The organism is Actinoalloteichus sp. AHMU CJ021, from assembly GCF_002895405.1.
GTDB lineage: Bacteria > Actinomycetota > Actinomycetes > Mycobacteriales > Pseudonocardiaceae > Actinoalloteichus_B > Actinoalloteichus_B caeruleus.
Map to the genome: position 1 here is coordinate 3,358,294 of NZ_CP025990.1, position 21,261 is coordinate 3,379,554.

Here is a 21,261-nt window from a genome sequence, read left to right on the forward strand (position 1 = left end):
CTCGACGGCCTCCGGCCGGCTCGCGCCCAGCGGCCCGTCACCCCCGGGGGAGCGTGGAACGCCGCCACGCCCCGGGCCCGGGGCTCAGGGGTTGGCGGAAGGAGGCGGAGCGCTCCGCCCAGGGCGACCGCTCCCGCCGGCCGCCCTCGGCCGGACCGGCCGAGGCCAGTGAGGCCACCACGCTGGTCAGCGCCGCCAGCTCGACGTCGTCCGGGGTGCCCCGGACGATCCGCAGCAGCGGACGCGCCGGCTGGCCCTCGTCGTTCGTGCTCATGCGTTCACCTCCGTTGACCGTCGGCCCGCCAGGGTCAGAGCGGGATGTTCCCGTGCTTCTTGGGGGGCAGCGCCTCCCGCTTGTCCCGCAGCATCCGCAGGGACCGGGCGATGTACCCCCGGGTGTGGGACGGTGGGATCACCGAGTCCACGTAGCCCCGTTCCGCGGCCACGTAGGGATTGCACAGGGTGTCCTCGTACTCCTGCTGGAGACGGGCTCGCACCTCGGCGATGTCCTCTCCCCGGTTCGCCGCCTCGACCAGGGTCCGGCGGTGCAGGATGTTGACCGCGCCCTGCGCCCCCATCACCGCGATCTGGGCGGTGGGCCACGCCAGGTTCATGTCCGCGCCCAGGTGCTTGGAGCCCATGACGTCGTAGGCGCCCCCGTACGCCTTGCGGGTGATCACGGTGATCTTGGGGACCGTGGCCTCCGCGTAGGCGTAGAGCAGCTTCGCCCCGCGTCGGATGATGCCGTTCCACTCCTGGTCCGTGCCTGGCAGGAAGCCGGGGACGTCGACGAAGGTCAGCACCGGGATGTTGAAGGCGTCGCAGGTCCGCACGAAACGGGCGGCCTTCTCGCTGGCGGCGATGTCCAGCGTGCCGGCGAACTGGGTGGGCTGGTTGGCGACCACTCCGACGCTGTGCCCCTCGACGCGGCCGAAGCCGATCACGATGTTGGGTGCGAACAGCTCCTGGACCTCGCAGAAGTCACCCATGTCGAGCACGCGGGTCACGACGTCCCGGATGTCGTAGGGCTGGTTCGGCGAGTCCGGGACGAGGGTGTCCAGCTCCAGGTCGCTCTCGGTGAGCGTGTCGGCGACCGGGCCCTCGCCGGTGTCCTCCCCCTCGAAGACCGGGGCGTCCGACAGGTTGTTCGAGGGGAGGTAGCTCAGCAGCGCCTTGACGTAGGAGATCGCGTCGTCCTCGTCCTCCGCCAGGTAGTGGGCGTTGCCCGACCGCGAGTTGTGCGTCTCCGCGCCGCCCAGTTCCTCGAACCCGACGTCCTCACCGGTCACGGTCCGGATGACGTCCGGGCCGGTCACGAACATGTGCGAGGTCTTGTCGACCATCACGGTGAAGTCGGTGATGGCGGGGGAGTACACCGCACCGCCCGCGCAGGGCCCCATGATCAGCGAGATCTGGGGGATGACGCCCGAGGCGTGGGTGTTGCGCCGGAAGATCTCGCCGTAGAGCCCCAGGGAGACCACGCCCTCCTGGATCCGCGCGCCCCCCGAATCGTTGATCCCGACGATCGGGCAGCCGGTCTTCATGGCGAGGTCCATGATCTTGACGATCTTCTCGCCGAGCACCTCGCCCAGCGAACCGCCGAAAATCGTGAAGTCCTGGGAGTAGACGCACACCTTTCGGCCGTCGACGGTGCCGAATCCGGTGACGACACCGTCGCCGAGTGGGCGGTTCCGCTCCATGCCGAAATTGGTGGACCGGTGACGAGCGTGCTCGTCGATCTCCACGAAGGACCCCGGGTCGAGCAACATGTCGATCCGCTCACGGGCGGTCTTCTTGCCCTTCGCGTGTTGCTTCTCCACCGCTCGGGCCGAGCCGGCGTGCACCGCCTCGTGGCTCCGGCGGTAGAGGTCGGCGAGCTTGCCCGCCGTGGTGTGGATGTCCGGCTCGGCATCCGGCACTTCCCCGATCGGCTCCGTCGCGCTGCTCATGAGGAGGCAGCCTAGCGTTGTCGGAGCCACTTCTCCGCACCCTTGCCCGGACTCCTCCTGCCAGGACCGCACCCCATACCACCTGCCGCGATGCGGTAGTTCTGTGGAACTGGACCAAGAACGGACCGCTCGCTTTGTCGTCCACGCACGGGTCGGTGCTGAGCGGTTCGCGCGGGGGCCGCGGGGGCCTGCCCGTACCACCCACCGGGGGTGCGGCGCTCGTCGGGCCGAGGTGGGGGCCCGGGCCGTGCCGCCGGGAGGGCCGGCGCCGCGCCCGCGGCGGCCGGCGGGTCGCGCGGCCGCGGCCTCGGGGCCTGGCGGCGTGGCCGGGCCGACGGCACGCGGCACCGCGGTAGCGGATTCAGGACCCGCGTTTCACTCGGAAGTGGGGGAAAGGGGAAGTTGGCGCGTCCGGTTGTCGCGGAAGGCGAATGGTGTCGTACGAGCGGAAATCGGCCGGCGGACCACCACCCCCCGGGGACGACGACACCGGGACGGTGCTTTTCGATTCCGGGTCCGGTGCCGTTCCGGGCGGAACCAGGAAAAGGCGGGAGCGGGAACGGGACAGGCGGCGTCGGGTGGCGGCCCGCCCCGACCCCAGCGTGACGAGGCGGGCCCGGCGCGCCGAGCAGCGCCAGGGCCTCGGATGCGGGACGCCCGTCCCGGGGGCCGGCCCGACCGGTGGGCGGCCGGTCGTTCGTAGGCTGGTGCGGTGCGCGCTCGACTCGACAGACCCCCGCTCGACGCGGTCCGCCTCCACCACGAGCTGGTGGACGGCGGCCCGTTCACCTCCGTCGACGTGGTCGGGGTGACGGGGTCGACCAACGCCGACCTCGTGGACGCCGCCCGGCGGGGCGCTCCTGACCGGAGTGCGCTGCTGGCCGAGGAACAGCGGTCCGGGCGCGGCCGGCTCCGGCGGGACTGGGAGTCCCCGCCCCGGGCGGGTCTCACCCTCAGCGTGCTGTTCCGGCCGGCGGACGTGCCGGGAACGGCGTGGGGCTGGTTGCCGCTGCTCACCGGCCTCGCCCTCGTGCGGACGGTGCGTGAGCGGTGCGGGGTCCGGGCGGCCCTCAAGTGGCCGAACGACCTGCTCGTCGGGGCGGAGGGCGCCAAGTGCGCCGGCATCCTCGCCGAGGTGGCGGTGCCTCCGGCCGGCCCGGGGGGAGCGAGGGCCGCATCGGAGGGGCAGCGGCCCGCCGTGGTGGTCGGTGTCGGGCTCAACGTCACCCAGGAGGCCGAGGAGCTGCCCAGCCGTCCAGGCGCGGTCCCGGCGACGTCGTTGGTGCTCCAGGGGGCCACCGAGACCGATCGCACCACCCTCGCCTCGGTGTTCCTCCACGAGCTGGCCTCGGCGGAACGGCGGTGGCGGGATCACGCGGGAGACGTCCGCCGGTCCGGTCAGCTCGCCGCCTACCGCGAACGGTGCGCGACCCTCGGCACCCGGGTGCGGCTCGACCTGCCCGGAGGCGGGCACCTGACGGGAGTCGCCGAGGACGTCGACGACCTGGGCCAGCTGGTGCTGCGCACCGACGACGGCGCGCGCGCCCACTACCCGGCCGGGGACGTCCACCACCTGCGGGCCGAGCAGGGGCCGGGCGGTGCCCCCACCGGGGGTGGGACGTGACGGAATCGGGTCGGTTGCCGTCCCGCGCGGGCTGGCGCGCCGGTACGGTGATCAGGTCGGCAGCGGTACGGGCAGAGCGGGGAGGGATCCGTGGGATACCCGGAGAACATGCTCACCGACGACGAACGGGTGGTCATCCACAAGCATCCGCACTGGAAGACGCTCGTCTGGCCCACCATCGCCTTCCTGGTCATCGTGGGGGGTGGCTCCTACCTCGCCGCGCTGGCCCAGGACCTCTCCTGGAACCAGATCGCCTGGATCTCGCTCGCGGTGCTGGGGGGCGTCCTCATCCTCTGGTTGTTCGTCACCCCCCTCGTGCGGTGGCGCAGCACCCACTTCGTCGTCACCTCGGAACGGGTCATGGTGCGGGAGGGGGTCCTGCACCGCACCGGCATCGACATCCCGCTGTCCCGCATCAACAGCGTCCGCTTCCAGCACAGCCTGATCGACCGGGTCCTCGGGTGCGGCACGCTCATCATCGAGTCCGCGTCCGAGGAGCCCCTGGAGTTCGACGACATCCCGAGTGTCGAGCGGGTGCACGGCCTGCTCTACCACCAGATCAACGACGATGACGACGGCGACTACTACTACCGGTCCCGTCCGCAACGCGACCCGGACTAGCGGCCCTGGAGCAGGCGCCGCCGACACGGTGAGGAGCCCAGCGTTGAGCACCCGCACCCCCGGCCTGCCCCAGACCGTTCCGGCACCCGAGGAGGAGGGCCTGCCCCCTCGGGTCACCATCTGGGAGGTGGGGCCCAGGGACGGCCTCCAGAACGAGTCCCGCCCGGTGGACCTCGCCGTCAAGCTCGAGTTCCTCGAGAGGCTGGCGGCGGCCGGCCTGCCCGTCGTGGAGGCCACCAGCCTGGTCCACCCGAAGTGGGTTCCCCAGCTCGCCGACGCCGAGGAGCTGCTGGCCCGCCTTCCCCGCCGACCCGGTGTCCGGTACCCCGTGCTGGTGCCCAACGAACGCGGGCTGGACCGCGCCCTGCGGGCCGGGGTCGAGGACATCGCCGTCTTCGCCAGCGCGACCGAGACCTTCGCGCGGCGGAACCTGAACCGGTCCTTCGACGAGCAGTTCGCCATGCTCGAACCGGTGGTGGCGCGGGCGGTCGCCGAGGGGGTCCGGGTGCGCGGCTACCTGTCGATGTGCTTCGGCGACCCGTGGGAAGGGGCGGTCCCGCCGGAACGAGTCGTGGCCTCGGGCGCGCGCCTGGCGGAGATGGGAGTGGACCAGCTCTCCCTCGGGGACACCATCGGGGTCGCGACGCCCGGCCACGTGCTCGCCGTGCTAGCCGCCTTCGAGCGCGCCGGAACTCCGGCGGTGACGCTCGCCGTCCACTTCCACGACACCTACGGCCAGGCCCTGTCGAACACCCTGACGGCGCTGCGCGCCGGCGTCCGGACGGTGGACTCCTCGGCGGGTGGGCTCGGGGGCTGTCCCTTCGCGGGGTCGGCCACCGGGAACCTCGCCACCGAGGACCTGGTGTGGATGCTCGACGGGCTCGGGGTGCGCCACGGCGTCGACCTGCCCGCGCTGGTCGAGACCAGCAGGTGGATGGCGGAGCGGCTCGGCCGCCCCAGCGTCTCCCGGGTGGTCGCGGCGCTGGCGCCCTGAGAGCCGGTCGGCGTTGCTGATCAACGGACCGCCGGGGTGGACGTGAAAAAGTTTCCCTATTCCGTCGGAACCGGGGGAGCCCTGCCGCCGTCAAAGCCGGAACCTGCCAGACCGGTACCCCGTGCCGTCGGCCACCCCGGAGGCGACCTTGGCCCACATGGACCACCAGGCCGACGTGAACGCGCTGCTGGCCGACTACCGGCGCAGCCGGGAGCAGCTGGGCACCGTGCGCCGTGATCTCGTGGCGATCCGCGAGACCGCGAGCAGCCCGGACCGGACGGTCACGGCGACGGTCGGCTCCCAGGGCGCGTTGCGGGACCTGACGATCAGCCCGGACGCCTACCGGCGGCACCGGCCGGACGAGCTCGCGAGACTCGTGCTCACCACCGTCTCCGAAGCCTCCCAGGCCGCGAGTCGGGCCGCCGAACTCGCCCTGGCCCCCGTGCTGCCCGAACGGGTCGGCTCGGACTCGGTGCTGGCGGGGACCGGTGACCTCTCCGATCGGGACCTGCTCCCCGGCCCCGACGCGTGCGGCCGAGACCGGTACGAGGGCGCCGCCGCTTCCGGTGGCACGAGCGAGGACGACTCGTTCGACGCGGTGAGCTGGCTCCGCCCCGGCGGGTGGTCCACGTCGGGAGAGAGGAGCGGACGGTGAGCCACGACGGATACCAGGTCGACCCGGAGCTCCTCGCCGAGCGCGCCGCCGCGCTGGGCGGGGAGGCGACCACGGCTGAGCGGATCCTGGGCCGGCTGCGCGAGGTGCTGGACGCGACCGGGGAGTGCTGGGGCGACGACGAGATCGGCCGCCGGTTCGCCGCCGGTCACGTGGACCCCGCCGACACCACCCTGGAGCTGATGAGCGGCCTGCCGGGAAGGCTCACCGACCACACCGACCGCCTCCGCGCCTCGGCCGCCACCTACCGCGACGCCGAGGAGACCAACACCAGCGCGCTGGGCACCGGACCCGGTAGCCGCTGATCTCGCCGAAGGGATCTGAGGATGGGGATCGAACTACCCGGCGAGCTCGTGGACATCGCCAACCGGGCCGGGGTGCGCTGGCCGGCCGCCGACGAGGAGGCCATGCGTGACCAGGCGGAGGCCTGGCGGGAGGCCGCCGAGGACGTCGAGGTCGCGGGTCGGCGGGCCGACTCCCTCGCCGACCAGGCGTTGGACGGCTTCACCGGCGCGACCGCGGACGGCGCGCGCCGCGAGTGGCGCGCCTTCGTGGACGCCGACGCGGGTGACTACCCGCTGATCGTCCAGGGCTGCCTGGCGGCCGCCGACCGCCTGGAACACGGCGCCGAACAGGTCGGGGCCGCCAAGGTGGCGATCGTGCGCCGGCTGGTCGTCCTCGCCCAGCGCGCGGACGCCGCCGAGCAGGCGGCCGCGGCGGGGCACACCGACGCCCTGGCCGGGCTCGACTCCCTCTTCTCGGCCGCCCGCACCGAGTTCGCCCAGATCCAGGGCGGCCTGGCCGAGGCCGTGGACCTCGGGAACGGCGTCATGATGCCCGGCGCGACCCCGGTCGCCGGTGCGAGCAGCCCAACAGCGCTCACCTTCTCCTCGCCGGAGGCACTGCTCGGTGACGAGGACGGGATCGGGGAGGGCGCGCCGTTCGGGCTCGGCCAGCACGACGGGGACTTCCTCGAACGGTCCGCCTCGGACTCCGCGTTCCTGCTGGAGGAGGTGATGAGCAGCCTGGTGGCCGAGGGGGAGATCTCCGAGGAGTTCGCCGTCCGCAGCGGCGAGGAGTGGGGGCTGGACGAGGGCTTCCTGGGTGGCCGTGACGGCCAGCCGATCCCGGATGTCCCTGGCGAGGAAACGCCCCCACCACCGTCCGAACCATCGAACACCGGAGCCCCACCCCTCCCGGCATCCACCCGAGGCACCGCGCCGTCCGGAACGGACGCACCCGTCGGAACGGGTGCCGGTGTCCCGGCCGCCGTGCCCGGGCCGCCAGTCCACTCCGCCGCCCCGCCAGCCCCGCCCGTGGCGGGCACACCCCCGATCACCGAACCACCGGCAGCGGCGGCACCCCCGTCGGCGCCGCCCCCCGCTGGGGCACCCCCGGCCGGGGCAGGTCCGGGGGAGGTCACCGGACCGACCAGGGTGGACCCGAACTGGGCCGGAAGCGCTCCCGCGCAGCCGACCGCACCGGCCGAACGGCAGCCGGGTGGTCAGCCGGTGCCGCCGCCCCCTCCAGGAGGGGGACAGCCGCCTGGCGGGCACCTCCCAGCTGGCGGCCTGCCCGCCGCGCCACCGGGAGCGGGTGGTCCCGGCCTTCCGCACGGTGGGCCCGCGCCGGCGGTCCCTCCCGGTTCGGGCGGTGCTGGGGGCGCCGGCGCGCCAGGCGGCCAGGCCGACCCCGGTCGCGGCGCCGGGGCCGCTCCGCCGCTCGGCGGCCAGCCGAAACCGATGCCGTTCCGACCCGAGTTCCCGGTGGGCGGTGGAACGGCCGTACCACCCGGAGCCGCCGTCGCCCCCGCCCCAGCCCCGGCCCCCGGCCAGCAGCCGCTGGCCCCGGTTGCCGGCGCGGCTCCGGTCGCCAAGCAGGTGCTCGGACCCGGGGCCCCGGACGGACCGGCGGCGCCACCAGCCGAACCGCGCACGACGCGACGCACCGCCACCCCGCAGGGCGAACTCCCCGAGGTCGCCTCGTTCGTCATGCACCTGTTCCCCCTCGGACGCATCCCGGTCCCCGAGGTCGAACCCGCCCGGCAACGGCCCGCTCCCGCTCCCGACAGCGACTACGCCCCCGGCGGGAGGTACGCGCCCCAGGACCATCCGCGCGCGGACCTGGTGAACACCCTGGACACACCCGGGGGAGAGGGCCCCGACGGCTCCGGGCCCGCACCCGAGGGCACCTCACCCCCCGGGGCGGCCGTGGCCGTCCCCGAACCGACGCCCACCGACCGCGAGTGGGACCGCCGGTTCGTGGTGCGCGGCATCGACCTGGCGACGGGCCGCCCACCCGAGTACGCCTGGCCGCCACCGGAGCTCTTCCCCGAGGGCGCCGCCGACCCTGGTGGCCTGGAGCCCGTGGTGCTGTCCGAGGGGGCGGAACTCGACCGGTTCGGCGACGAGGAGGGACGCCTGCTCTGCCGCGCGGGGGCCCCGTTCGAGGCGCGGTCGCTGCCACCGGGCCACGCCGACCGCGAGTACGCGCGGTACCGGGTCGCCCGGCCGTTGCCCGTGTGGGCCGGCCCCGCCGCCGCCTGGTTCGCCCAACCGGGGGGCGCCCTGAGATACCGCACCACGTACGCGGTGGCCGAGTTGGTGGCGATGGGCTACCTGGATCGGCTCGGCTCCACGGCGACCGGAGGAGACACCACGTGAACATGAACTCGATCGCGGACTGGCTCGCCCGGGTGGGGGTGCCGGACGAGGTCGTGTCCGTCGGCCGGGAGGCCGAGGACGCCTGGTGCGTGCTGCACGACCCGGGGGAGAACGGCGGCGAGCCCGCCTGGGAGGTCTTCTGGCGCGAGCACGGGAACCGGTACGACTGGGCCAGGTTCTCCAACGAACAGGTGGCCTGCTTCTACCTGTTCGGGCGGCTGTCCTGGACCCAGGTGCTCCGAGGTGCCCTCGGCACCACGTCACCCACGTCCACCGTGGACGAGATCCGTCCGAGCCCGCCACCGGTCACCGCGCATGAGGCCGCCACCCCGCCCACGGGGCTTCCGGTCGGCCGGTGACCGGGGTCGCGGCGGCCGGTGCGCGTCGGGCGAGCTGTCAGCCGCCCAACACGCGCAGCGCCGCGTCGTGCAGCGGACCGTTCGAGGACAACGCGTCACCGCCCTCGTGCGTGCGTGTTCCCCGCAGGTCGGAGAAGCGGCCCCCGGCCTCCTCGACGAGCACCTGGAGGGCGGCGACGTCCCAGGCGTTCACGACCGGTTCGGCCGCCAGGTCGATCGCCCCCTCGGCGACGAGGCAGTGCTGCCAGAAGTCGCCGAAGGCGCGGTTCTCCCAGCAGGCGTCGGCCAAGGCCAGGTAGGCGTCCCGGGACGCGTACTCCACCCAGGTGCCCAGGTGGGTGGTGGACAGGTACGCGTCCTCCAGCTGGGACACGGTGGACACCCGCAGCCGCTCAGGGGGCTCCTCGGCCGTCGCCGCCCAGGCGCCGAGCCCCCGGGCCGCCCACCACCGACGGCGCAACCGGGGCGCGCTGACCACGCCCACCGCGGGCGTGCCGTCCACGACCAGGGCGATCAGGGTGGCCCACGCCGGCACACCCCGGAGGAAGTTCTTGGTGCCGTCGATGGGATCGACGATCCACACCCGATCGGTGGATGCTCGTTCCGCCCCGGACTCCCCGCTCTCCTCGCCGACGAACACGTCCGCCGGCCGATGTTCGGCGAGGGACGTCCTGATCAGCTCCTCGACGGCCCGGTCGGCGTCGGTCACCGGCGTGCGGTCCGGCTTCCGCTCCGACCGGAGGTCGAGCGCCCGGAAGCGCCGCGTCGTGATCTCGTCGGCGGCGTCCGCCAGCGCCAGCGCCAGCCGGAGGTCCGCCGCCACCGCGTCCCCCGTCTGGCCCGCCAGGACCAGGTCCTCCCCGTCAGCACCCACGGCCCGCAAGCCTAGCCGGCGGACGGCCGCCACCCGCTGGGACCTTCGGCGCCCGCTGGGAGGTGGTCACCTCGGTCGTCACCCCACCCGGGGCGGACCGGCCGCTCTAGGCTGGGAGGCGTGAGCGTGGTGCTGCTGGCTGAGGACGACAAGGCGATCGCGGAACCACTGTGCCGGGCGCTGCAACGCGAGGGCTACGTGGTGCGCGTGGTCGGGGACGGCCCGAGCGCGTTGGGCGCGACCCGGGCCGGCGGCGCCGACCTTCTCGTGCTCGACCTGGGGCTGCCCGAGATGGACGGGTTGGAGGTGTGCCGGCGGCTGCGCTCGGACGGTGTCGGCATTCCCGTCCTGATGTTGACCGCGCGCACCGACGAGGTGGACTTCGTGGTCGGGTTGGACGCGGGTGCCGACGACTACGTCGCGAAACCCTTCCGACTGGCCGAACTGCTCGCCAGGATCAGGGCGCTGCTCCGGCGGCGCGCCGTGAAGACCATCGAGGCGAACGGGGTGCGGATGGACCTGGCGGCGCGGCGGGTCCAGGTGAACGGATCCGAGGTCCAGCTGGCGAACAAGGAGTTCGAGCTGCTGCGCGTGCTGATGCAGCACGCCGGCGAGGTGGTGACCAGGGACGCGATCCTGGACGAGGTGTGGAACGGGCCGGAGAGCAGGACGAGCAAGACCCTGGACATGCACGTGTCCTGGCTGCGCCGCAAACTGTGTGACACCAACGCGAAGCCGGCGGACCAGCGCATCGCCACCGTCCGCGGCGTGGGCTTCCGATTCAACATCGACTGACGGGGTGACCCAGGTGGCTCGGCGACTGCCCGAGAGGGATCGTGCCCGGACCGGGGCGGACGACGGGGTCGGCGTCCGCCCCGGACCCGGCGCAGGGTCGAACGGCGACGGCTGAGTCCGGTGCGACGTCGAATCCTCCAGTCGATCCTGCTCGCCGTGGCGGTGACCGCGGTCGCGCTCGGCCTGCCCCTCGGCTTCAGCGCCCTGCGCCTCGTCGAGGACATCACCCGGGGCGAACTGAGCGGTCGCGTCCAGCAGATCGCCGCCAGCCTCGACGACCAGCTGGCCTTCGGCCGGGACCTCGACCTGGGCCAGATCCGGGTCGCGGTGCCGGAGGACGGCCAGATCAGGGTGACCATCCCGGGAGAGCCGCCGGTGGAGCAGGGGCCCGACCCCGGCCCGAACCCGGTGGTGGAGCGAGCCGCGATCGTGCAGCAGGGCACCGTGTCGCTGGCGGTTCCCTCCGGGCCGCTGCGCACGGCCCAGGCCCAGATGGCGGCCGTCGTGCTGCTGCTGGTGGTGCTCTCGGTCGGGACCGGGATGCTCGTCGCCAACGTGACCGCGCGCCGGTTGTCCGAGCCGCTGCGGCACGTGGGGGACCGGGCGGCCCGGCTGGGGGCGGGTGACTTCCGGCCGGACTCGCGGCGCCACGGCGTGCCCGAGCTGGACCGCGTCGCCGAGGCCCTGGACACCTCGGCAGCCGCGCTCTCACAGCTCGTCGAGCGGGAGCGTGAGCTGGTCGGGGACGTCTCCCACCAGTTGCGAAGCCACCTCACCGCCCTCCAGCTGCGGTTGGAGGAACTCGCCGACCCCCGGCACCAACCCGAGCCGGGGGAGGCGAGGGCGGCCCTGGAACAGGCCGAGCTGCTGGCCCGGGTGCTGGAGGACCTGCTGGCGACGGCGACGGCGGTGCGTTCGCTCAGCGCCGAGCCCCTCGAACTGAGCGCCGAACTGCCCACGATGGTGGCCGAGTGGCGTGACCGGCTGCGCGGGGCGGGCCGCGCCCTGCGGGTGCGGGTCGAACCCAACCTGCTGGCCAGGGCGACACCCGCTCGGTTGCGGGAGGCGATCGGGGTGCTGCTGGAGAACGCCGTCGTCCACGGCGCCGGGACCGTGGCGGTGACCGCGCGGCTGACCGGGGGAATGGTGACCATCGAGGTCACCGACCAGGGCAAGGGCGTGCCGGAGGAGCTGGTACCCCACGTGTTCGAACGCGGCGTGTCCGCCGCCGGCTCGACCGGGGTGGGGCTCGCGGTGGCCCGGGCGCTGGTGGAGGCCGACGGGGGCCGGTTGAAGGTGAGCCCCGAACGCACGGCGGCGTTCGTCATCTACCTCCGGGTGCCCCGCGTCGACGACGTCCTCGGCGTGTCCTGGCGGGCGGAGGCCCCGCGCTGAGTCCCCGGCACGTGGTGCCCACTGGCGCGGGCGGCTGATCGGGACGGGGGCGCCCACCGTCGTCGACGACGGGAGCGAGGTCGGTGGCCCGCGCGTCCGGGCCCAGGGGAACGGCAGCGGACCGGTGGGTCGCCGGCGTCAGCTCCCCCGCGCGCGTTCGCTCACCTGCGACGGATGCGGTTCCGGTCTCGTGCCTCCTCGGCCGGCTGCTCCTCCGACTCCGGGTGGGCTCGCCGCCCGTGCTCCGGCGCCGAGGCGGCCGGCACCGCCCGGGCCGGGGGCGGGCCGTCGAGGGTGTCGGTCTCCGACCCGGCCGTGTCGTAGCTCGTCTCCAGGTTGCGGACCCCGCTCTGGGGGAAGACGAACCGGCGGAACGCCCAGTACCGGAAGATCATGCCGAGGAGGACGCCGATGACCTGGCTGCTGACGAAGTCGGCGACCTGCTCCGTGACGAAGCTGACCGCCGGCTGCTTGAGGTCGAGCACGTAACGCGACACCGCCAGCGGGGCCAGGTAGAGCACGAAGGCGAGACCGCTGATGACGAAGAACAGGCTCGCCTCGTGCCCCGGGCGTCGGCCTCCCCGCGTCCGGAAGGACCACTCCCGGTTCAGCACGTAGGAGGCGGCGGTGGCCACCAGCACCGCGATGACCTTCGCGGTGAGGGGCTTGTCCAGGATCCACAACTTGACGGTGTAGAAGACGATCGTGTCGATCACCCAGGCCGTGCCGCCCACGACCGCGAACTTGAGCAGTTCGCGGTGCTTGAGCATGACGGTGCGCAGCGGCGCTGGTAGTCGATCGAGGACCTTGTGGACGACGGACACCACCGCAGTCTACGGAACCACGCTCCACGGCCGTGTGTAGCTACCGGACCCCGCAGCGAAGTGGTGAATTCCCCCTGTTCAGCCGTGCGAGCGCCCCCCGATCCCCGGTGGGTGGTCGTGCCGGTCCGCCTGGTTCCTCCTACCGAACGTATCGGACAACCGTCGCATTACGCCACTGTCGAGTGAAGGAGGTGAGGGAAGTGGTACTGACCGTGCGTCCCGACCACCGCCCGGCGGACCCCCCGGTTGGGGTGGCCCGCTCCCGCTGACCGGAGGGGGCGTGGACGGGGGCGACGGTCGGTGCGGCGCCTCCGGGGTCCGGTCGGGACGGGGAGGATCCCGGGATTCGACGCCGTGCTCAGGAGCCGGCCCCGGGGGCCCCTCCGGTGGAGCGGGGGCCCGTGGCCGCGGTTCCGGGTCCGCGGCGTCCCTCGGTGCCGGTGGTCCGTCCCGGTCGACGTCCTCCACCGGGTCCGGCGCCTCCCCGACCGCGGGACCGCCGAACGGTCGGTGGGACCACTCCACCCGCACCGACGTCGGGTGCTCGGAGTCGCCGAGCCGCGCCAGCAGTGCGACGGAGGACGCGGGTGGCACGTCCCGACCGCCCTCCGCGCAGAACCACAGGACGAGGTGCCGTGACGAGCCCGGGCTGAGGGGCGGCGTGGGCCGGGGTCGGGTCGACCCCGAGGGGCAGCCAGCGAGCCCCCTCGGCGGGTCGAGGGGCCAACCGGGCAACTGGCGCATCCGGACACCCGGCGGCAGCGTGGCCTCCAGCCTCGCCGGCGCCGTCGTCTGGCCGACGTTGCTCACCCGGACCCGCAGCACCGCGTGGTAGGAGCGGTGGCCGGCGCCACTCGGGGACGGCGTCGACCACGCGGGTCCGGTCCCCGTGGAGACCGCCACCCCGGACGGCCGTTCCGCCAGGTCCAGCCGTACCGCTGGGAGCCGGGTCAGCGCGCCGTCCACCCCTCGAACGTGTCCCGTGACCTCCCCGGCCGAAGCCGCCGCCGCCAGCGCGCGGACCACGAGAGGGAGGTCGGCCTGCTCACCGGGTTCGAGGCCGCCCGGAACGTGGCAGTGGACCAACCGTCCACGCCCGTCGCACGAGATGTCCTCCCCTCCGTCGAGGGCGAAGTGGCGCGGGACCTCGGCTCGCACGGTCACCGGGCCCGTCGGGGCGTTCCCCGTGTTCCGCAGGCGGTAGGTGACCGACCCGGCGGGGCCGCCGGGCGGCAGCGGCTCCGGAACGCCGAGGGCCTCGACCCGGAGGGCCGGGCGCGCCGCGGTCAGCCGGAGGTCCAGCGCCTCCCGCGCCGCGCCCAGCCTCGCGGTGACCCGGATCGGCGTCTCCACGGGCAGCCAGGTGCGGAGCCGCAGGCGGACGTCGTGCCGGTCGCCCGGTGCCACCTCGCCCGGTGACTCGCAGCGAACCACCGACGGGGGCAGCGCCGAGGCGACGACCCAGGAGGAGTGGGGGTGACGGAACGCGTCGGACCGCAGGTCGCACCGGGGCGGAAGGCCGTCGACCCGGACCCACCACGGCAGCCGCAGCTCCACGGAGACGGGCGCGGTGCTCGTCCCGGTGTTCGTGACCTCGGCCCTGAGTTCGGCGGGGGCGGGCCACCCGCCCCCAGGGGTGCGGAGCGCGCTCCCGCCCAGGGCCAGGTGGTCGACCGTGGCGGGGCGCACGGTGACGGTGATGGTGGCCAGGCGGAGGTGGATGGCGGTGCCGGCGTGCAGGGTGCCGCTGATGGCGCCCGCCTCGGCGTCGACCGAGGCGGTCAACTGGATGTGGAGCGTCAGGTCGCCCCCGGCGGGCACCCCCTCGACCGACCGGCAGGTGACCCTCGTGCCGGTCGGGTGTTGGACGCAGACGTCCGGCTCGCCGACGGTGGTCGGGACCGGGGAGGGGGCGGCCGGCGCGGCTCCGGTGGGATCCTCGGCGGCCCTCGGTGAGGGAGGTTCGGCGCCGGTTCGCGGTCTCGCGGCCGGGTCCGGGGCGGGCGGTTCGCCGGCCCCCGTTCCCGGGGTGTCTCCGGCGGGCCGCGATCCGGAAGGGGCGTCCGGGACGGTTCGTCCCGTTGCCGTGACCCCCTTCGGGAGGTCCAACGACACGGTGACGGGTTCCGACGCACGGTCCCCGGTGTTGCGCACCGTGATGGGGAGGTCCACCGGTTCGCCGCCGGCGACCAGGACGAGTGAGCTGTCGGGAACGGTCGCCTCCAGCCGCGCGCCCACCGGCTCCGGTGTTTCCTCCGGGGGCGGAGGTGGGTCCGCCGGCCTTGGCGGGTGGGGCGGCGACGGGGACGGGGTCGGTGGTGGGAGTGGGAGCTGGACCGGATCCCGCACGGTCGGGGGCGCGGTCGGGACCTCGGGCAGCGGTAAGGACTCGCTGGCCGGCGGGTCGGAGGGCTGCGCCACCGGGTCGGGTGCGGGACCTCCGCTCAACAGGCCGAGCACCATCGCCGCGGCCAGCGCGGCGGCCGAGGAGGCAGCACCCAACCACTGGCGGGGCGCGCCGCTGATGAGCCCGCTGACCGCACCCGCCGTCGACCCGGTCACCGCGCCGACTCCCGCGCCGGTCAGGGAGGTCGCCGCCGCCGTGGCGAGGTAGCCGCCCGCCCCCACCCCGAGGACGACGAACGCGACGCCGCGCAGCGCGCCGTTGAGGTCGGCCAGCTCGGAGGCGAGGGTCCGACAACGTTCGCAACCGTCGAGGTGGGTCTCCACCTGGGCCGTCTCCCGTCGGGAGAGGCCATCCCTCGTCCACGCGCCGAGCCGCTCGGCCACCGCGCGACACCGCGACGTCGCCCCGACCTCGCTGAGGTGCTCCTGGAGGAAGGCCTGCCGCAGCCCCTCCCTCGCCCGGTACGCGAGGGCCGCCACCCCGTTGGCGGAGAGCCCGAGGATCGGTGCCACCGCGGAGGGCGGCTGTCCCTCGATCTCGGTGTGCCACAGCACCGTCTGCCACCGTTCGGGGAGTCGAGCGAACGCCCGGGCGGCGAGGGAGCGTTCCAGGCCGGCGACCGCGGTGTCGGTGAAGGGCACCGCGAGGGCGGCGCCCGCGACGGCGCCCACGTCCTCGGACAGCTCGACCCGCCGTTCCCGCCGGGTCCGGTCGTAGGCGGTGTGCCGCAACGACGTCAGCAGGTAGGCGCGGAAGGCCGAGTCCGGGCCCCCACCTGTCCGCAGCACCTGGAGCACCCGGGCGAACGCCTCCGACACCAGGTCGTCGGCCTCGATCGGGGTCCTGGCGAGCTGGCGGGACAGGTTGCGCGCCGCGTCGACGTGCCGGACGTAGAGCTCCCCGTACGCCGAGGTGACCCCCTGGCGGACGGCATCGATCAGGTCCTCGTCACTCGTGCCGTGCGTGTTCCCCGGGTCTGCCACGCCCGCCGCCTCCTCATCACACGGAAGCACACATTGTGACCAACCGGTTACCCGTCGCGCCATCAGGGCCACCGTGACGGACGAGCGGGGCGGGGACCGGCAACGCGCGGTCCCTCGGAGCCAGGCCACCGGACCCTCTCCGCGTGGCCCCCGTTTAGGCTCCTGGAACCGTGGAGACCAGCAACGACCGACGTGCCCGCCGCGGCGGCCGTTCCACCATGCCCTCGGTCGGCATGGTGGGCGGCGGTCAGCTCGCGCGGATGACCCACCAGGCAGCGATTCCCCTCGGGCAGTCCCTCCGGGTGCTGGCGGTGGCGGAGACGGACCCCGCCGCCGTCGTCGCCAGCGACGTCGCCTTCGGCCACCACACCGACCTGGAGGCGTTGCGGTCCTTCGCCCGGGACAGCGACGTCCTCACGTTCGACCACGAGCACGTGCCCGGCGAACACCTGCGCGCGCTCGAGGCGGAAGGGGTCACCGTCCACCCGGGGTCGGCCGCGCTGGCGCACGCGCAGGACAAGCTCGTCATGCGACGCCGGCTCGCCGAGCTGGGCGTCGCGGGCCCCGCCTTCGCGGAGGTGACCTCGCCGGCGGACCTGGTCGCCTTCGGGGAGGAACACGGCTGGCCCTGCGTGCTCAAGGCCGCGAGAGGGGGCTACGACGGGCGCGGGGTGTGGATGGTGGACACCCGGGAGGACGGGGCGGCCCTGGTGGCGGAACTGCTCGCCGCCGGTACCCCACTGCTGGTCGAGGAAAGGGTCGACCTCCACCGCGAGCTGGCCGCCCTGGTCGCACGGTCCCCCTTCGGCCAGGGCGGGGCGTGGCCCGTGGTCGAGACGGTGCAGCGGGACGGCATCTGCGTCGAGGTGCTGGCGCCCGCGCCGGGCCTGACCGAGGGCCAGGCCGCCCAGGCCCAGGAGCTGGCCTTCACGATCGCGTCCGCGTTGGGCGTCGTCGGGGTGCTGGCGGTGGAGCTGTTCGAGACCCGGGACGGGAGGTTGCTGGTCAACGAGCTCGCCATGCGCCCCCACAACTCGGGCCACTGGACGATCGAGGGCTCGCGGACCTCCCAGTTCGAGCAGCACCTCCGGGCCGTGCTCGACTACCCGCTCGGCGCCACCGACCTGGCGGCGCCCGCCGTCGTGATGGCCAACGTGCTGGGCGGGGACCCCGTTCCGGAGATGACCATGGACGAACGGGTGCACCACCTGTTCGCCCGGTACCCCGACGTGAAGATCCACCTCTACGGCAAGGAGGAGCGGCCGGGGCGCAAGATCGGTCACGTCACCGCGCTGGGCGCCGATCCGGACGCCGCTCGCGGGCGCGCGGGGCAGGCCGCGGCGTGGCTGCGGGACGCCCGCTGGCCCGACGGCCACGACATCCACGGCACCTAGAACTGGTCGCCGCCGGCGTGGCACGGCCCCGCCACCACCCCGGGTCGGGTCAGGATGGCCGGGGTCGGTCCGCCCGCCCGAGGCGACGTCGTCCCGTAGCGCAGAGCGTCGGTCCCGCCGGCCCACCCTCCTGGTGCGGCCGCCCGGTGGGGCCGCGGAGGGAGAAGAGAACCAACGTGGCAGAACAACAGGCGCCTCTCGTCGGTGTGATCATGGGCAGTGACTCGGACTGGCCCGTGATGGGCGTCGCCGCCGAGACCCTGGCCGAGTTCGACGTCCCGCACGAGGTGTCGGTGGTGTCGGCTCACCGCACACCCCAGCGCATGCTCGACTACGCGCGGACGGCGGCGGAGCGGGGAATCCGCGTGATCGTCGCCGGAGCCGGTGGGGCGGCGCACCTGCCCGGCATGGTCGCCTCGGCGACCGTGCTGCCGGTCATCGGCGTTCCGGTGCCCCTGCGGCACCTGGAGGGCATGGACTCGCTGCTCTCGATCGTGCAGATGCCGGCCGGGGTCCCGGTCGCGACGGTGTCGGTGGGCGGGGCGCGCAACGCGGGGTTGCTCGCCGTGCGCGTGCTCGGTGCGGGAACCGACGAGCGCGCGGCCGGGTACCGGCAGCGGATGGCCGCGTTCCAGGCGGAGATGGAACGCCTGGTGCTCGACAAGGACGCGGCGCTGCGGGAACGGATCAGCCAGGGCGAGGCGATCACCGGCTGACCTCCACCGCACGCGGTGTCGGGGTCCGGCTGGTCACGACCGCGCTGGCGCGCGGGCTCCTCCGGCCCGGTCGGGGAGGAGCGCTCCCCTGGATCCGGTCGACCTCCCACACGGCGGCCGACCCGAGAGGCGCGCTCCGCCGGGAACCTGGGCACCCGTCACCAGCACCGGTGTCGGCACGCTCCCTCGCTACTGGCGGGTAACCCCGCTACGATCGCCCGCAGGAGCGTTGCTACCCGTCGGTAACAGGAGGACGTGCGGTGAACCGTGGCTTCGACACCTACCAGCTGGCAGAGGAGCACGAAGCGCTGCGCGCGGCGGTGCGGTCCCTCTCGGAGAAGGAGATCGCGCCGCACGCGGCCGAGGTCGACGAGCAGTCGCGGTTCCCGATCGAGGCGAAGAAGGCCCTGGTCAAGGCCGGGTTCCACGCCGCGCACATCCCCGAGGACTACGCCGGGGAGGGCGCCGACTCCATCGCGACCTGCATCGTCATCGAGGAGGTCGCCCGGGTGTGCGCCTCGTCGTCGCTCATCCCGGCCGTCAACAAGCTGGGCACCATGCCGATCCTGCTCGGCGCCTCCGATGAGCTGAAGCGGACGGTGCTGCCCTCCGTCGCCAACGGCGAGGCCATGGTCTCCTACGCGCTGTCCGAGCGCGAGGCGGGCTCCGACACGGCGTCGATGCGCACCAGGGCTCGCCTGGACGGCGACCACTGGGTGCTCAACGGCACCAAGTGCTGGATCACGAACGCGGGCGAGTCCAGTTGGTACACGGTGATGGCCGTGACCGATCCGGACGCGGCCAGGAAGGCGGACGGGATCTCCGCGTTCCTGGTGCACGCCGACGACCCCGGCTTCGAGGTCGGGGCCAAGGAGCGCAAGCTCGGCATCAAGGGGTCGCCCACGTGTGAGATCCACTTCAGCGACTGCGCGATCCCCGAGAACCGGATCATCGGGGAGCCGGGGACGGGACTGCGCACCGCCCTGCGCGCCCTGGACCACACCAGGCCGACGATCGGCGCGCAGGCGGTCGGCATCGCTCAGGGCGCCCTGGACGCGGCCGTCGCCTACGTGCGGGAGCGCCGCCAGTTCGGCCGCCCCGTCAGCGATTTCCAGGGCGTCCAGTTCATGCTCGCCGACATGGCGATGAGCATCGAGGCGGCGCGGCACATGGTGTACGTGGCGGCGGCGCGCGCCGAGCGCGGTGAGGACGACCTCGTGTTCGTCTCGGCCGCCGCGAAGTGCTTCGCGTCGGACGTCGCGATGCGGGTCACCACCGATGCGGTGCAGCTCTTCGGCGGTGCCGGTTACACCACGGACTTCCCGGTCGAGCGGATGATGCGTGACGCCAAGATCACCCAGATCTACGAGGGCACGAACCAGATCCAGCGCATGGTGATGGCGAAGTCCCTGCTCCGGGGCTGAACCGGGCGCACGAGGGCGGAGTCCGCCCCGGCCGCCTCGCCGTCGCTGCTCGTGGGCACCGCGCCGCCGGGGCCGGCACCCGGCCCTCCGGCCACCCGGAGGCGACCAGGGCGTCCTTCGGCGTGCCCCGAGCGTCCCGGGCCGGCGCCGTCCGCCTCCTGGGCTGGGGACGGGAGGCGGCGGTCACCCGGGACCACCGGCCGCCGCGCGCGGCCGGTGAGGAGGGCACGAGCTCGTGGTGCCCGGGCGCGGTGGGCGAACGAGCCGTGCGCGGGCACCCGGACCGCCTCCACACCCCAGTCCGGGCGTGGACGACGCGGCGTGGCCCGCCGAGGCCGATGCCGAGCCTCGGGCGTTCGAACCGGCCCGGTCCGTGGTCCCCGGGCCACGCCGGCCCCGGTGGGTGATCGACGACTGCGCTTCGCCGCTCGCCGTGCCGTCGCCGTGCGGTTGGCGGAGCGCCTCCGCGGCGTGCGGCGGCTGCCCAGCCCCACGGCCGGAGGCCGGCACGATCGCTCGTGCTGACGGGACCGTTCCACCGTCCGTCACCGGTCGGGCTCCTGGCGGCGGCCACGGGTGGAAGGCCGGTGGCATCCCCGGCCCGTACCGCACGCGGTAGCGGGCCGTCCGGAATCCGTGTGCTCGGGGTGGCGAGGCGTCGTGGTCGCGGGCGGTCGACGCGCTCGTGCTGGATCCCGGCTCGTGGGCCGGTCGAATCCGCCTGGTGCCGCGACACGGTACGCCGCCGACCGTCGATCACGGTATGTCGCCAAGGAGTGTCGACGGTCACTCTCCGTGGGATCCGTTCGTCGTTCGGCCGGCGTAGGAGGTGGGAGGGGGCGTGTCCTCCGCCGTTGCCGGGGGATGGCCGACCGGCCTGGTCGCCTGCCCCGGTGGGGTGAGCGGATGGCTCCACCGGTTCCCAGTATGTGGAAGTGGTGTCTTGTCTGTCGTGTTTGGCTGGGTCTCGCATGAACGAGTCGTGACATCGATCGCTCGGAGCATCACTCCCGGTGTAGGTTCACGGCAAGCTTAGTTGAGCGTTCATATAATCGGCACTCGTGAGCCCCCGCACCAAGCACAGGAGATCAGCATGAGCATGATCAAGGACATCACCCTGCTGGTGGCCAGGCTGGCAATCGGCCTGGCCTTCGTCGCGCACGGCTGGGACAAGTTCTCGAACGGGATCGGCAACGTCGCGACCGGGTTCGACGCGATGGGCGTGCCCCTGCCCGAGGTGTCCGCGTGGGTCACCGCGGTCGGGGAGCTCGTCGGTGGCGCGGCCCTGGTCCTGGGCGTCGGCCTCCCAGTCGCCGGGGTGGTCCTCGCCGCCCTGATGGCCGGCGCGGCCTTCTTCGTCCACATCGGCAACGGGTTCTTCGCCTCCGAGGGCGGTGTCGAACTCGTCCTCGTCCTGGGCACCGCCGCCCTGGCGCTCGGCTTCAACGGCGGCTCCTACGCCGTGGACCGCCTGCTGTTCCGAGGCACGCCCCCGGTCGCCGCCGCCGGCACGAGCGGGCAGCCGAAGCCGACGGCCGAGGTCAACGCCTGACCACGACGACAAGC

At 73.9% G+C, this 21,261-nt stretch carries 18 protein-coding genes; 13 read left to right on the forward strand and 5 right to left on the reverse strand.

Annotated features, from left to right (window positions below; genetic code table 11):
- Positions 1-37: 37 nt before the first annotated feature.
- Positions 38-274 (reverse strand): acyl-CoA carboxylase subunit epsilon, encoded by a 237-nt coding sequence (locus tag C1701_RS14475; protein WP_030104809.1) that lies wholly within the window; start codon positions 272-274, stop codon positions 38-40.
- Positions 275-308: 34 nt separating this feature from the next.
- Positions 309-1,949, reverse strand: coding sequence for an acyl-CoA carboxylase subunit beta (locus C1701_RS14480; protein WP_026419346.1), 1,641 nt, complete (start codon positions 1,947-1,949; stop codon positions 309-311).
- Positions 1,950-2,661: 712 nt separating this feature from the next.
- Here C1701_RS14480 and C1701_RS14485 point away from each other — a divergent pair.
- The 7 genes from C1701_RS14485 to C1701_RS14515 all read left to right on the forward strand — a co-directional run bounded on the left by C1701_RS14485 (position 2,662) and on the right by C1701_RS14515 (position 8,883).
- Entirely contained in the window at positions 2,662-3,573 is a 912-nt protein-coding gene (locus tag C1701_RS14485; protein WP_043509828.1) for a biotin--[acetyl-CoA-carboxylase] ligase, read from the forward strand.
- Between the two features lie 90 nt (positions 3,574-3,663).
- Positions 3,664-4,194, forward strand: coding sequence for a PH domain-containing protein (locus C1701_RS14490; protein WP_030104812.1), 531 nt, complete (start codon positions 3,664-3,666; stop codon positions 4,192-4,194).
- 43 nt (positions 4,195-4,237) lie between these two features.
- Complete coding sequence (locus C1701_RS14495; RefSeq protein ID WP_026419344.1) at positions 4,238-5,188, forward strand: hydroxymethylglutaryl-CoA lyase; 951 nt, start codon at positions 4,238-4,240, stop codon at positions 5,186-5,188.
- Positions 5,189-5,345: 157 nt separating this feature from the next.
- On the forward strand, positions 5,346-5,843 hold the full coding sequence (locus C1701_RS14500; RefSeq protein ID WP_103057051.1) for a YbaB/EbfC family nucleoid-associated protein: 498 nt from the start codon (positions 5,346-5,348) through the stop codon (positions 5,841-5,843).
- Positions 5,840-6,166: a WXG100 family type VII secretion target gene (locus tag C1701_RS14505; protein ID WP_051314094.1), complete on the forward strand. Its 327-nt coding sequence runs from the start codon at positions 5,840-5,842 to the stop codon at positions 6,164-6,166. The genes C1701_RS14500 and C1701_RS14505 overlap by 4 nt, the downstream gene beginning before the upstream one ends.
- 21 nt (positions 6,167-6,187) lie before the next feature.
- On the forward strand, positions 6,188-8,524 hold the full coding sequence (locus tag C1701_RS14510) for a TNT domain-containing protein (RefSeq protein WP_103056032.1): 2,337 nt from the start codon (positions 6,188-6,190) through the stop codon (positions 8,522-8,524).
- Entirely contained in the window at positions 8,521-8,883 is a 363-nt protein-coding gene (locus tag C1701_RS14515; protein WP_026419342.1) for a hypothetical protein, read from the forward strand. The genes C1701_RS14510 and C1701_RS14515 overlap by 4 nt, the downstream gene beginning before the upstream one ends.
- Positions 8,884-8,920: 37 nt before the next feature.
- On the opposite strand, the gene hisN is transcribed toward C1701_RS14515, so the two are convergent.
- Positions 8,921-9,757, reverse strand: coding sequence for a histidinol-phosphatase (gene hisN / locus C1701_RS14520; RefSeq protein ID WP_248783795.1), 837 nt, complete (start codon positions 9,755-9,757; stop codon positions 8,921-8,923).
- Positions 9,758-9,877: 120 nt separating this feature from the next.
- On the opposite strand from hisN, the gene C1701_RS14525 reads away from it, so the two are divergent.
- Entirely contained in the window at positions 9,878-10,552 is a 675-nt protein-coding gene (locus C1701_RS14525) for a response regulator transcription factor (protein WP_026419340.1), read from the forward strand.
- 120 nt (positions 10,553-10,672) lie between these two features.
- Positions 10,673-11,947: a sensor histidine kinase gene (locus tag C1701_RS14530; RefSeq protein ID WP_026419339.1), complete on the forward strand. Its 1,275-nt coding sequence runs from the start codon at positions 10,673-10,675 to the stop codon at positions 11,945-11,947.
- 161 nt (positions 11,948-12,108) lie between these two features.
- On the opposite strand, the gene C1701_RS14535 is transcribed toward C1701_RS14530, so the two are convergent.
- Both C1701_RS14535 and C1701_RS27400 read right to left on the reverse strand, forming a co-directional pair.
- Positions 12,109-12,771, reverse strand: coding sequence for a GtrA family protein (locus C1701_RS14535; protein WP_337662273.1), 663 nt, complete (start codon positions 12,769-12,771; stop codon positions 12,109-12,111).
- A 78-nt stretch (positions 12,772-12,849) separates the two neighbouring features.
- Complete coding sequence (locus C1701_RS27400; RefSeq protein WP_337662274.1) at positions 12,850-16,161, reverse strand: sigma-70 family RNA polymerase sigma factor; 3,312 nt, start codon at positions 16,159-16,161, stop codon at positions 12,850-12,852.
- A 218-nt stretch (positions 16,162-16,379) separates the two neighbouring features.
- Here C1701_RS27400 and C1701_RS14545 point away from each other — a divergent pair, with 218 nt between their 5' ends.
- From C1701_RS14545 to C1701_RS14560, 4 genes are all read left to right on the forward strand, one after another.
- Complete coding sequence (locus tag C1701_RS14545) at positions 16,380-17,555, forward strand: 5-(carboxyamino)imidazole ribonucleotide synthase (RefSeq protein WP_026419338.1); 1,176 nt, start codon at positions 16,380-16,382, stop codon at positions 17,553-17,555.
- 212 nt (positions 17,556-17,767) lie between these two features.
- Positions 17,768-18,271, forward strand: coding sequence for a 5-(carboxyamino)imidazole ribonucleotide mutase (purE, locus tag C1701_RS14550; RefSeq protein WP_030104820.1), 504 nt, complete (start codon positions 17,768-17,770; stop codon positions 18,269-18,271).
- A 260-nt stretch (positions 18,272-18,531) separates the two neighbouring features.
- Positions 18,532-19,695 (forward strand): acyl-CoA dehydrogenase family protein, encoded by a 1,164-nt coding sequence (locus tag C1701_RS14555; RefSeq protein ID WP_026419336.1) that lies wholly within the window; start codon positions 18,532-18,534, stop codon positions 19,693-19,695.
- Positions 19,696-20,788: 1,093 nt separating this feature from the next.
- The gene (locus C1701_RS14560; RefSeq protein ID WP_026419334.1) at positions 20,789-21,247 is read left to right on the forward strand and encodes a DoxX family protein; all 459 of its coding nucleotides are present in this window, start codon (positions 20,789-20,791) and stop codon (positions 21,245-21,247) included.
- Positions 21,248-21,261 lie beyond the last annotated feature (14 nt).

Excerpts from the sequence above, each read along its gene's own strand:
- C1701_RS14475 (WP_030104809.1), bottom strand. The coding sequence starts at position 274 with ATGAGCACGAACGACGAGGGCCAGCCGGCGCGTCCGCTGCTGCGGATC.
- C1701_RS14480 (WP_026419346.1), bottom strand. The coding sequence starts at position 1,949 with ATGAGCAGCGCGACGGAGCCGATCGGGGAAGTGCCGGATGCCGAGCCG.
- C1701_RS14500 (WP_103057051.1), top strand. The coding sequence starts at position 5,346 with ATGGACCACCAGGCCGACGTGAACGCGCTGCTGGCCGACTACCGGCGC.
- C1701_RS14510 (WP_103056032.1), top strand. The coding sequence starts at position 6,188 with ATGGGGATCGAACTACCCGGCGAGCTCGTGGACATCGCCAACCGGGCC.
- C1701_RS14545 (WP_026419338.1), top strand. The coding sequence starts at position 16,380 with ATGCCCTCGGTCGGCATGGTGGGCGGCGGTCAGCTCGCGCGGATGACC.
- purE (WP_030104820.1), top strand. The coding sequence starts at position 17,768 with ATGGGCAGTGACTCGGACTGGCCCGTGATGGGCGTCGCCGCCGAGACC.
- C1701_RS14560 (WP_026419334.1), top strand. The coding sequence starts at position 20,789 with ATGAGCATGATCAAGGACATCACCCTGCTGGTGGCCAGGCTGGCAATC.